Origin of the sequence: Streptomyces sp. NPDC098789 (genome assembly GCF_044759975.1) — a bacterium.
Lineage (GTDB): Bacteria > Actinomycetota > Actinomycetes > Streptomycetales > Streptomycetaceae > Streptomyces.
This window is the reverse complement of sequence record NZ_JBIWAJ010000038.1, coordinates 1-11,558: the sequence shown is the minus strand read 5'-3', so window position 1 is coordinate 11,558 and position 11,558 is coordinate 1. Positions and strand designations below refer to the sequence as shown.

At 70.1% G+C, this 11,558-nt stretch carries 11 protein-coding genes; 5 read left to right on the top strand and 6 right to left on the bottom strand.

Annotated features, from left to right (window positions below):
* Positions 1-557 precede the first annotated feature (557 nt).
* From ACIQWR_RS40305 to ACIQWR_RS40290, 4 genes are read left to right on the top strand one after another with little or no spacing between them, the layout of a single operon-like run.
* Positions 558-1,373 carry a 3-hydroxyacyl-CoA dehydrogenase family protein gene (locus tag ACIQWR_RS40305; RefSeq protein WP_399259060.1) on the top strand — a complete coding sequence of 272 codons (816 nt, stop codon included), beginning with the start codon at positions 558-560 and terminating at the stop codon, positions 1,371-1,373.
* Positions 1,370-1,666 (top strand): acyl carrier protein, encoded by a 297-nt coding sequence (locus ACIQWR_RS40300; protein ID WP_404020797.1) that lies wholly within the window; start codon positions 1,370-1,372, stop codon positions 1,664-1,666. Before ACIQWR_RS40305 ends, ACIQWR_RS40300 begins: the two co-directional genes overlap by 4 nt.
* Positions 1,659-2,768: an acyl-CoA dehydrogenase family protein gene (locus ACIQWR_RS40295; protein ID WP_404020794.1), complete on the top strand. Its 1,110-nt coding sequence runs from the start codon at positions 1,659-1,661 to the stop codon at positions 2,766-2,768. The genes ACIQWR_RS40300 and ACIQWR_RS40295 overlap by 8 nt, the downstream gene beginning before the upstream one ends.
* Positions 2,769-2,803: 35 nt before the next feature.
* Positions 2,804-3,901, top strand: coding sequence for an HAD-IIIC family phosphatase (locus ACIQWR_RS40290; protein ID WP_404020806.1), 1,098 nt, complete (start codon positions 2,804-2,806; stop codon positions 3,899-3,901).
* Between the two features lie 4 nt (positions 3,902-3,905).
* Here ACIQWR_RS40290 and ACIQWR_RS40285 read toward each other — a convergent pair whose 3' ends face one another.
* Entirely contained in the window at positions 3,906-4,574 is a 669-nt protein-coding gene (locus ACIQWR_RS40285; RefSeq protein WP_404020792.1) for an O-methyltransferase, read from the bottom strand.
* A gap of 87 nt (positions 4,575-4,661) precedes the next feature.
* A complete protein-coding gene (locus ACIQWR_RS40280) occupies positions 4,662-6,194 on the bottom strand; it encodes a flavin-containing monooxygenase (RefSeq protein WP_404020789.1) in 1,533 nt (510 codons plus the stop codon).
* A 273-nt stretch (positions 6,195-6,467) separates the two neighbouring features.
* Here ACIQWR_RS40280 and ACIQWR_RS40275 point away from each other — a divergent pair, with 273 nt between their 5' ends.
* Positions 6,468-7,988 (top strand): DUF4246 domain-containing protein, encoded by a 1,521-nt coding sequence (locus ACIQWR_RS40275; RefSeq protein ID WP_404020787.1) that lies wholly within the window; start codon positions 6,468-6,470, stop codon positions 7,986-7,988.
* Positions 7,989-8,055: 67 nt separating this feature from the next.
* Here the strand turns inward: ACIQWR_RS40275 and ACIQWR_RS40270 are convergent, their stop codons facing one another.
* The 4 genes from ACIQWR_RS40270 to ACIQWR_RS40255 form a co-directional block, all read right to left on the bottom strand.
* A complete protein-coding gene (locus ACIQWR_RS40270) occupies positions 8,056-8,859 on the bottom strand; it encodes a hypothetical protein (protein WP_404020784.1) in 804 nt (267 codons plus the stop codon).
* Positions 8,860-9,071: 212 nt separating this feature from the next.
* On the bottom strand, positions 9,072-9,644 hold the full coding sequence (locus tag ACIQWR_RS40265; protein ID WP_404020781.1) for a dihydrofolate reductase family protein: 573 nt from the start codon (positions 9,642-9,644) through the stop codon (positions 9,072-9,074).
* Between the two features lie 118 nt (positions 9,645-9,762).
* On the bottom strand, positions 9,763-10,908 hold the full coding sequence (locus ACIQWR_RS40260; protein WP_404020803.1) for a nitrate/nitrite transporter: 1,146 nt from the start codon (positions 10,906-10,908) through the stop codon (positions 9,763-9,765).
* Positions 10,909-11,074: 166 nt separating this feature from the next.
* Positions 11,075-11,558: hypothetical protein (locus tag ACIQWR_RS40255; RefSeq protein WP_404020780.1), on the bottom strand; the 484-nt coding region annotated here is incomplete at its 5' end.

The window sequence follows — 11,558 nt, the reverse complement described above, 5'->3', positions numbered from 1 at the left end:
ACCCTGGCTCGCGACCCAACGTCAAGATCCTTTTACCTTTCGGACACGGCGTCACACCGTGTCGGGGTGACCACCCTCACAGCAATAGGGAAGCCGCCTCACGGCCTCCACTTTAAAAGAGCGGCGCCGGACTCGGCCGCACGGTGACGACCTACCAACACCCCACGGCTCGTGCTACGTTACGAATGGATCAAGGAGATCCCCGGGGGTACGCGCGGCTTTGCGTCACTGGCGATGTGCGGCTGAACGTAAGCCGACCATATCGCCATCCGCTTAGCTGACCTGCGTAGATGTACTGCGAATGGGCGCTTGTCGCACGAGAGTCCATCAGGTCGGCAAACCCCCTCGGCTTTGGACCACGTCCGCCGTCGCGGTCGCACGTGCACGACGGGTCCGAACGAGCCGATCAGGAAACGGCATAAGCAGGTCGGCGCGGGTGCGAACCCGCTCGTGGCCTGCCGCCCGGGCCAAGGCGGCCCCATCCAGAGCGAGGGAGTGTGTCCGGCAACGTGAACCAGCCGACCGACCATCAAGTGGCCATCGTGGGCGCGGGGGTGATGGGTTCCGGCATCGCCACGCTGATGCTGGGGCACGGGATCCCCGTCGTCCTGGTCGACGTCGACGAGGCGACGCTCGACGACGCGCGTGGCAGGATTCTTCAGCAACTCCGGCACGCCCAGCTCATGGGGGCGGTGCCGGCAGGCCAGGAGCCCGGACGGCTGGTCACCACCGTCTCCCTGGCCGAGGTGGCAGACTCGACGGCAGTCATCGAGGCGATCACCGAATCACCCGCGGCGAAGGCCAAGGTGATCGCCGAGGTCTCGGCGGCCGTCCGCCCCGGTACGCCGCTGATCTCCAACACCTCGGGCATCCCGATCGGCGAGCTGGCCAACTGGGCGGCACGACCGGCCGAGCTGCTCGGCACCCACTTCATGAACCCGTCGTACCTGATCAAGATGGTGGAGGTCAGCCGCGGCCCGCAGACGAGTGACGAGACGGTCGAGGCCGTCGTCGCTCTGCTGTCCACCGTGTCGCGCCGGGCGGTCATCGTGCAGGACGCCCCGGGCTTCGTGACCAGCCGGCTGCTCCACCCGATGATCAACACCGCGGTGCGGATCGTCAGCCAGGGCACCGCCACGGTCGAAGCGGTCGACGAGCTCATGGAGGGGTGCCTCGGGCACCCGACCGGGCCGCTGCGCACCGCGGACCTGATCGGGCTGGACAACCTGACGGACTCCCTCGCCGAACTCTACGAACGTACCGGCGACGAGGCGTGCAAACCCTGTGACCTGCTGCTGGCCAAGGTGCGCCGCGGCGAACTCGGCCGCAAGACGGGCCACGGCTTCTACTCCTACGGAAAGGCAACAGCATGACGATCGACCAGGCAATTGACGGAGCTGCGGTAAGCCCCGAAGCCATCCAGGAGGCGCTGCTCGGCTTCCTGGAGGGGCGGACCAAGTCCACCCTGTCCCCGACCCAGGACCTCTTCGCCTCCGGGCTGCTGTCCTCCATGTTCGCCATGGAGCTGGTGGTCCACCTCGAACAGAGCTACCGGATCGCCATCGTCGGGGCGGACCTCAAGCTGGACAACTTCCGCACGGTGCAGGGCATGACGGACCTGGTGCTCCGGCTCCAGGGGGGCTCCACCGCGGGCAGCGATGTCTGAGCGACTGACCGAAGCGTTCGACTTCTTCGACGGACTCGTCGACGGCCAGGCCGATGCATGGGACCTGGCCGGTCGGATACCGGTCGAGCTGCTGCGCACGGCCGGTGCCCGAGGACTGCTGTGCGCCGAGGTCGCCCCCGCGCACGGCGGTCCCGGCCTGAGCAGCCGTGACAACGGCGAGCTGACGGCGCACGTGGGCAGCCGGTGCAGCTCCCTGCGGAGCGTGATGACCTCGCAGGGCATGGCGGCCTGGACCATCCAGCGGCTGGCGAACGCGGACCAGTCCGCGGCCCTGCTGCCCCAGCTGGTCAGTGGCCAGCTGGCGGCGGTGGGGTTCAGCGAGCCGGGTGCCGGCTCCGACCTGTCCACGATGAGCACCCGGATCAAGCTCGACGGCGACTCGGTCGTCCTCGACGGTCGCAAGATGTGGGTCACCGGTGCCCGGTACGCCGACCTGCTGATCGTCTTCGGGCAGTGCGAGGGCGGTGCGGCGGCCGTCGTGGTCCCCGCTTCGACCCCGGGTGTCCGCGTGGAGCCGGTCGCCGACCCGATGGGGTGCCGTGCGGCCGGACACGCGAACATCCACTTCGACTCGGTGCGACTGCCGGCGTCGAGCGTGCTCGGGAGCCCCGGCCTGCCGCTGCCGCTGCTGGTCACCACGGCGCTCGCGTACGGGCGGATGTCGGTGGCCTGGGGCTGCGTCGGCATCCTGCGGGCATGCCGCAATGCCGCGGCGCTCCACGCCAAGTCCCGTACGCAGTTCGGCAAGCCGCTCAGCGAGCACCAGCTCGTGGCGCGTCACCTCGCCGAGCTGTTCATCGCCGAGCAGGTGGCGACGCAGGCGTGCGCGCACGCGAGTTCGTGCTGGGACGCCGGTTCTCCCGACATGGTCGTCGCCACGGTCCTCGCCAAGCACGTCAGCGCCACCAACGCCGCCACCGGCGCGGCCACCGCGGTGCAGGTGTTGGCATCGGCCGCGGCGCAGGACGGCCATGTGGTGGCCCGCGCGTACCGGGACGCGAAGTTGATGGAGATCATCGAAGGCACCAGCGAGATATGTCAGTTGATTCTGGCGCAGCATGCCGTCGCAACGGCGCAGTGAGCACCCGGGGAGGGTCCGTGCCTGAACAGCCGACCATGGTGAAGTGCCTGGTCTGGGACCTGGACAACACGCTCTGGCAGGGCACCCTGCTGGAGGACGACGAGGTCCGGGTGCCCGACGCGGTGCGGGAGCTGATCGCCGCTCTCGACTCCCGCGGCATTCTGCAGGCGGTCGCCAGCAAGAACGACCACGATCTCGCCTGGGCGAAGTTGGAGGCGTTGGGGCTCGCCGAGTTCTTCGTCGTGCCCAGGATCGGGTGGGGGCCCAAGTCGGACTCCGTGCGGCTGATCGCCGAGCGGCTCAAGTTCGCCGAGGGCACCATCGCCTTCGTCGACGATCAGCCGGCCGAGCGGGCCGAGGTGGCCTTCCACCTGCCGCAGGTCCGGTGCTACGACGCCGCCGAAGTGCTCTCGTTCGCGGATCTGCCGGAGTTCAGTCCCGAGAACGTCACCGTCGACTCCCGGCGGCGCCGCCAGATGTACCGGGCCGGCTTCGAGCGGGAGGCACAGCAGGCCGCGTTCAAGGGCCCGGACGAGGAGTTCCTGCGGTCGCTGGAGCTGGTGATGCGCATCGAGCGGGCGACCGGTGAGCAGCTGACCCGCGTCGAGGAACTCACGCTGCGCACGAGCCAGATGAACGCGACCGGGGTGCACTACTCGGATGCGGCGCTGCGCGAGCTGCTGGCGGATCCCGGGCACGAGGTCCTGGTGACCACCATGACCGACCGCTTCGGGCCGCACGGCGCCGTCGGCGTGATGCTGCTGGCGACCCACCCGGGTGTCTGGCACCTCAAGCTGCTGGCCACGTCGTGCCGGGTCGTCTCGTTCGGTGCGGGTGCGGCGCTCCTGAACTGGCTGATCGACCAGGCCGCGCGGGCGGGTGCGCACCTGGTTGCGGACTTCCGTCCCACGGACCGCAACCGCATGATGGAGATCGCCTACCGGTTCGCCGGTTTCACCCGGTCCTCCGAGGAGCCGTGCGACTGCCTGGCCGCTCTGCCGGCGGCGGGCGACGAGGGTCTCCAGCAGCTGCACCTGGTCTCCGGGCCGCGTGCGGCCCACCCCACCATCGAGATCAGCGCGCCGGATCTGGCCGCGCACCACGGGGTGGCCGCGGCAGCGCCGGCGCGCTGATTCCTCAGCTCGTCCTCTTGCGCACCAAGGTGATTCCGTCGGCCACCGGAAGAAGGGATATGTCGACCCGTTCGTCGTCGCGCAGGAAAAGGTTCAGTTCGCGTACCGCGACCGAATCGGGATCCTGGGCGGACGGGTCGATCACCCTTCCGAAGAAGAGGGTGTTGTCGATGACAATGAGCCCGCCGGGTCGGACCAATTCGATAGCCGCATCGTAATAGCTGCGGTAATTCGCCTTGTCCGCGTCGATGAAAACGAAATCGAAAGTACCCGCCGCGCCCGCGGTGGCCAGTTCGGCCATGGTGTCGATCGCGTTGCCGATGCGGACGTCGATGCGGTCGCTGACGCCCGCCTTGTTCCAGTATTCCCGGGCGATACCGGGCCATTTGTCGGTGATGTCGCAGGTGATCAGCTGGCCGTCCGACGGGAGCGCGCGCGCCATGCACAGCGTGCTGTAGCCGGTGAACGTCCCGATCTCCAGCACGCTGCGGGCCCCGACCAGGCCGACCAGGAGGGCCAGGAATTGGCCCTCCTCCGCCATTACCTGCATCGCCTGCCCCATGGGCAGCTCGCTGGTGAGCTCCCGGAGATCGCGCAGGATTTCGTCATCACGTAATGAGACATCGCGGACGTAGGACAGCAATTCCACAGAAGAAGCCAATTGATTTGCCATGGGCTTAAAGTAATACTGGACCGCACGACAGTGCAAGCCCGGAAAGAAATACCGGGAAATCCGGCCCGCGCGGTCTTCACGCGGTCGTCATGAGATCGTGAGCGGATCCTCACGGGTCGTCGGACGCTTTCGGCCGACCGGTTCGCACCAGGTGTAGCAGGCGGGATCGAAGCGGTTCAGCCGGCGCACCAGCCGCCCGGTGGACCACGGCCAGGCGAAGGTGTTGCGCCCGCCGGCGCTGAAGTAGTAGCTGGTGCAGCCGCCGGAGTCGTAGACGGTGGTGCGCAGCGCCTCCTGCACCGCGGCGTTGTGCGCGTCCTGGACGTCCGGCCGGACGTCCAGTGCGCGGTGGCCGCCGCGGTCGAGGTGGTCCAAGGCGGCGGCGAGGTACGTCAACTGGGCTTCCAGCACCGTGATCGCCGAGGTCGAGCCGCCGAGCAAGTTCGGCCCCAGGAGCAGGAAGAGGTTGGGGAATCCGCTGACGCTGGTGCCCAGGTACGCCTGCGGCGCGCCGTCCCAGGCGTCGTGCAGGGTCCGGCCGTCCGTGCCGTACAGGCCGGCGGCCAGGGGCAGCTCGCCGACGCGGAAGCCGGTGGCCGTGACGAGGACGTCGGTCGCGGCCGTGCTGCCGTCGGCGCCGACGACCTCGTTCCCGCGTACTGCGGTCACGGCGGTCGGGTGCAGGTGTACGTGCGGCCGGTTCAGCGCCCGGTAGAAGGTGCTGGAGGTGAGGAGGCGCTTGCAGCCGAGCCGGTAGTCCGGTGTGAGCGCCTCGCGCGCCACCCGGTCGTGGACGGCGAGCCGCAGGTGCGCACGGGCCCCGACCTCCAGCAGGCCGGCGACCCGCGGGTGACGGAAGGCGAACCCGAAGCCCTCCTGCAGGGCGTACTGCCCGGCCCGCAGGGCGCGGCGGGCGCCGGGCAGGCGGTCCAGCGCCCGGTTGAACGCCGCCGGTACCGGTAGGTCGGGCTTGGGCAGGACCCACTGGGCGGTCCGCTGGAAGAGGTGCACGGCGGCCGCCCGCGCTTCGATGGCCGGGACGATCTGGACGGCGGAGGCTCCGCTGCCCACCACGGTCACGCGCCGCCCCGTCAGGTCGACGTCGTGGTCCCACCGGGCGGTGTGCAGCACGGGCCCGGCGAAGCCTTCGATCCCGGGGACGTCGAGCGGGCGGGGAACGTGCCAGGGCCCGGTGGCCAGGACCAACACCGAGGCGCTGTAGGGCCCTTCGCCGGTTGCCAGCAGCCAGCGCCCGGCCGCCGGATCCCACCGGGCCTCCCGCACGTGCACCCCGCAGCGCAGGACATCGCCGAGCCCGTACCGCTCGGCCGTCGTCCGCAGGTACGCGTGGATCTCCCGCTGTTCGGCGAAGACCCTGCTCCACGCGGCGCCCGGGGCGAACGAGTAGCTGTAGAGCGTCGAGGGCACGTCGCAGGCGCATCCCGGGTAGGTGTTCTCCCGCCACGTGCCGCCGAGCTGAGCCCCCTTCTCCAGGACGAGCACGTCGCGCACCCCTGCCTGTCGCAGCCGGATGGCGGCGCCGATGCCGGAGAACCCGGCTCCGACGACCACGACCCGCACGTGCCGCACGGGCCGTGCGCCGCCCTGCGCCGGGATCACAGCGCCGGTCCGGCGGGCTCACCGGCAACGGTCGTGCGCTCGAACCAGGGACGTGCGTTTCGCTTGATGGACGCCATGGGCCGCATCATCGCGAACCGCGCACCCCCGCGGAGCGCGGCCGACGGGTGTCCACGGAGGCGAAGAATCCTTCCGCGCTGGGCTTCCGGTCCGGTCCGGGCGCCGCCGACGGCACTCGAACGGGGCACGGGTGGGGTGTCAGTGCGCTCACGTATCCTTCCGGGCACCGCACACCGACTCGAAGGACCATGAGAATTGTCCGGCCTGACTGCCTTCCCGCTGCCCTTCCACACGTTCCGGTCCTTGCCGTTCGCGACGCCCCGCACGCTGCGCGAGCTCCAGATGATGCAGTTCAGCTCGCATATCCGGGCGAAGTCGGGGTGGTTCGACAAGATGCGCGACGGCGACGTCGTCGCCAGGTGGACGGAGGAGGCGCTCGCCCAGGGCCTCACCGAGGCGCAGGTGCGGTTCGTGATCGCCGAACTCGCCTACTACCGCGCGCTGCGCGACGAGCGGAGCGGCGTCGAGGTGTCCGGGGTCGACGGGGTGTGGCAGTCGGACTCCCTGGTCGACGACGGGCTGCGAGCACGGCTGCGGGCGGCGGTCCGGGTCCTCGAAGAGGTCCCCGAGGCCGAGCGGGACTGGCATCCGGGATCCGACGGCCAGGTGCTGGACCTGGTCCATCCCTCGCTGTTCTGCCTGGCGAGGGATGCCAGCGGCGGGCCCGAGCAGGCGTGGGAGGACCCGACGGACCGTCATGCGAAGTACGAGTTCTCCGAGAAGTACCAGTGGTTGCCCTCGGAGGTCGACGTCAGCGCCGAGGGCGACGTGGCCTTCCGTTCCTACGTCAACAACGTCCACCCCGAAGAGAACCGTGAACTGGACGCCGTCCTGCCGGAGTTGTTCGCGCGCATGCGGCCGCTGCTGGAGAACGTGCTCACCGACCTGCGCCACCCGCGGCCGCCGCGGATCGACGTCGATCCCTACGGGTGGTACGACGCGAGGCCGGTGTACCCGAACAAGTCCTCCTTCGCCGAGGACGAGGCGGGGGCCGCGGCCTACGCGGCAGCGCGCGACGCGTGGGACGTGGCCTCGGACGACTGGTGGGAGAACCGGCGCCCGGTCATCCCGGACGCCCCCGACTTCACCGCGCCCGAACTGCCGGACGCGGCCGCCCGGGTCGACCTGCGCGGCCGCCGCCTCCAGGTCATCGTCAAGCTCGCGACCGTGCACCTGACCCCGGAGAAGCCCGAGTACCCGGGCGGCTCCTGGCACGTCGAGGGGATGATCAACGAGCGGATCGTCTCGACCGGCATCTACTACTGGGACAGCGAGAACATCACCGAGAGCCGGTTGGGCTTCCGGGCGGCCCTCGACGACCCGGAGTACGAGCAGAGCGACGACGGCGGCGTGCGCGAGGTCTACGGCCTGGAGAACGAGGACGCCCTGAGCCAGGTACTGGGGTCGGCATCGACGCCGGCGGGCCGCTGCCTGGCCTTCCCGAACGTCCTGCAGCACCGCGTCAGCCCGTTCGCCCTCGCGGACCCCGACCGCCCGGGACACCGCAAGATCCTCGCGTTCTTCCTGGTCGACCCGTCGCGCAGGATCGTCTCGACGGCCGACGTACCGCCGCAGCAGCCGTGGTCCGCCACCTCGACCATGACGCTGGAGGAGGCCAAGGGCCACCGCGAACAGCTGATGCGGGAGCGCAAGTTCTTCGTCGACGAGCACAACGAGCAGATCTACGAGCGCGAGTTCTCCCTCTGCGAGCACTGAACCGGCGCAGGGGCGGGGCAGCCGCGTACGCCCTCCCGGCGGCGGGAGGGCGTACGCGGCGGCCGGGTCAGAAGAGGTTGCCGTAGTAGGTCAGGATGTTGGGCAGCGAGCGCAGGGTCTTGTCGTGTTGCGGGTGGTTCTTGAGGATGAAGCGGATGCGGCCCGCGAGGTCCGCCTGGCGCGCGGGCTTGTACCCGGCCTTCTTCAGGATGTCGCAGAGGATCGTGATGTTCGCCAGGTCCTGGTGGCCCACGGCCTTGGGGCACAGCGTCGAGACGACCCCGGCCCGCCACTCCGCGGGAAAGTCCTCCTGCCGACAGTCGCCCACGTTGGCGCCCTTGAGCCACGAGCTGCCCACGATGGCCGACGAGTGGACGTTCTGCCCGATGATCAGGGTTCCGCCGGGAACGCTGATCGTGCCCAGCGAGCTGAGGGTCGGCATCAGGGAGGCCACCCAACCGGCGTGGCAGTACGGGGCGCCCCAGACGATGGACCCGAACGCCCCGCTCTTCGAGATCGCCTTGATCGCCCCGGTCGGCGTGCCCAGGTCGCCGCCGTAGGAGTGCGTCCAACTGCCGACCCCCTCGGCACTCAGGGCGGTGTAGCCGCCCGCCTGCTCGTCGGCCACCACACCGACGATCTGCTGGGCCGTCGCGTCGACGTCGGCCGGCTTCTGCACCCAGGCCTTCAGCGGGTGGTCGGGGCTGGCGACGTAGAGCCGGCCGCCCGTCCCCACGCGGAACTGCTGCCGGCTCTGCTGGACCGTACCGAGGACCGCGACGCTCTTGTACACGAGCGTGCCGTTGCTGTCCGCGAAGTGCTTGACGTTGAACTCTTCCGGGGACTCGACGGGCTCGACGTGGGTGCTCACGTGGTTCCTTTCGTCCGAATACAACGGAAACCAGGGCGAAGCAGGTGAACTGACGACATGTTCGCCACAGCCGACGTCACCGTACAGCGCCCTGGCCGACCGTCGACCCGGATCGCACAAATCCCTTTCCGAGGACGGGAGTTGGGAGTTCTCCTGTGCCTACAGGGGCACATGTCCCGTGCTGGGAAGGCCCCTTCCGGCTACGGGCCGGGTCAGCGGACGACGTCGAAGACGTTCTTCTGCAGACCGTTGGCGTACGCCTCGTGCTCGACGAGCTTCAGCTTCTGGGTGTCCTTGTCGGTGGAGCTGAACAGCCGCTTGCCCGCGCCGAGCAGGAGGGGGAAGACGAGCAGGTGGTAGCGGTCGATCAGCCCGGCGTCGGACAGGGCCCGGCCCAGGGTGGCGCTGCCGTGGACGATGATCGGGCCGCCCTCGGTCTCCTTCAGGGCGGCGACCTCGTCGAGCGAGCGCAGGATCGTGGTCTCGCCCCAGTTCGACACCAGGTCGCCCTCGGCGAGGCTGGTGGACACGACGTACTTCGGCATCGCCTTGTAGTCGGCGAAGTCCGCCATGTCGGGCCACACCGGGCTGAAGGCCTCGTAGCTGGTGCGGCCCAGCAGCATGGCGGTGGCCTCCCGCTGCTCCCGCCCCTTGATCTCGAAGGCCTCGGGGAGGAACTCCACGTCCTTGAAGGTCCACCCGGAGTTCCGGTAGCCGGGCTCGCCGCCCGGGGCCTCCACGACGCCGTCGAGGGAGATGAAAGCGGTGCTGATCAGGGTGCGCATCGTGGTTCCTCGGTGTCTCGTGTGCGGTGTCGTGCCGTCGTGGTCGGCGCGCGGGCGGACCGTTCGTACGGCCGCCGCGTCCCCCACCACCTTGTACGACCGCGGATCGCGGCGGAACTCATCGGTCGGGGTCGGGGCGCTGGGTGCGCATGCGGCCGTAGGCGTACACGCACCCGGCGAGCGCGAGGTCGGACAGCAGCATGAAGCCGATCGAGTACGAGCCCTTCGCGCTGTAGATCCCGCCCATGACCAGGGGCGGGACGAAGCCGCCGAGCCCGCCCACGGCGCCGACGATGCCGGTGACGCTGCCCACCTGGGCCTGCGGGGTGACCTGCGAGACGAGGGCGAAGACGCTGCCGCCGGCCGCGCCCAGTCCGGCGGCCATCGCCAGCAGCGCGACGGTGGCGACCGGGGCGATCGGCGGGTCGAAGGCCTGGACGACGGCGAAGAGCGCCACGACGGCCAGCGCGGCGGCCGTGACGACCGCCGGGTGGAAGCGGTCCGAGAGACGACCGCCCAGCGGCCGGAAGACCACGGTGACCAGGGCGAACCCGGCCGCCCTGGCACCGGCGTCGGTCGGCGCGAGCGCGTACCAGGTCTTCAGGTAGGTCGGCAGGTAGACGCCGAAGGCGACGACCCCGCCGAAGCCGATGGCGTAGAGCGCGGACAGCTCCCAGGTGATCCGCAGCCCGCCCGCCCGGCGCAGCCGGGTGGCGAGCGAGACCGTGCTGGCGACCCGGTCGGGCCGGTCCGTGATCAGGACCGCGGCCAGCACCGCGTAACCGGCGAGCGCGGCGGCCACGACGTAGAAGGGCAGGTTCTCCCCGTGGGCGGCCATGCGCGGGGTGAAGTAGCCGGAGAGGGCGACGCCGCCGGTGCCCATGCCGAACACGCCGAGCGCGAAGCCCCGGCGGCCGGGCGGGAACCAGGAGTTGACCAGGGGGACGCCGATCGCGAACGTCGTGCCGCCCAGGCCGAGCAGCAGGGCCACGGCCAGGAGCGGCACGTAGTCGTCCTTGACCAGGACCAGGAGGAGCACCGGCACGACGGTGAGCGCGGACACCAGCGGGAACATCAGCTTCGCGCCGTAGCGGTCGGTGAGCGCGCCCACGGGGATGCGCCCGACGGAGCCCACCAGGACCGGGATCGCGACCAGCAAGGACTGCTGCAAGGAGCTCAGGCCGAGGCGGTCCTTGTACCCGGTGGCCAGCGGGGCGATCAGGTCCCACGCCCAGAAGGTCAGCGTGAATCCGAGCGTCGCCATGATCAGGTTGCGGTACGGGGCGACGGAGGCCCGCTGGTCGGTGTCCACGCCCCCAGTCAAGCCACGGGCCGCCGTCGCCGGCGCGCCGGATTGGGCCGTACGGGTTCCGGGCCCGCCCCCCACCCGCCGGGCGGTCCCGGGGACGGTCGGGCGGGCCCGGGACCGATCAGGCCTCCAGGAAGACGGCGCTCAGCGTGTGCGCGCGGTCCATGGTCACGTTGACCTGGGCGCTCGGGGCGTACTGCTGGCCGTCGTAGATCCAGGCCGCCAGTCGGTAGCCGGCGGCGGGGGTGGCGGTGACGCCGACGACCGTGCCGGGCTTGTACGGGCCGTAGACCGCGGGTCGGATCGTGCCGCCGTCGCTGCTCTCCAGGGTGAGGGCGTAGCGGGTCAGGGGCGTCGTGAGGGACCGGTAGCCCGCCACGATGGGGGTCGTGATCCGGGCGAGCTTCGCGTTGTTGTTGTACTGGTCGCCGAGGGGCTGGCCGTCGACGGAGAGGCCGGGGTTCGAGTAGACGTTCTCCGTGTGACAGGCCTTGCGGCAGGAGGTGGCGTAACCCCGGGGAATTGCATCAGATGCATGACTAGACCTGAGGCGACCCTGCCGATCTACATACTTCCTTCTCTTCGCCTGAACTTCAAGCTGCACC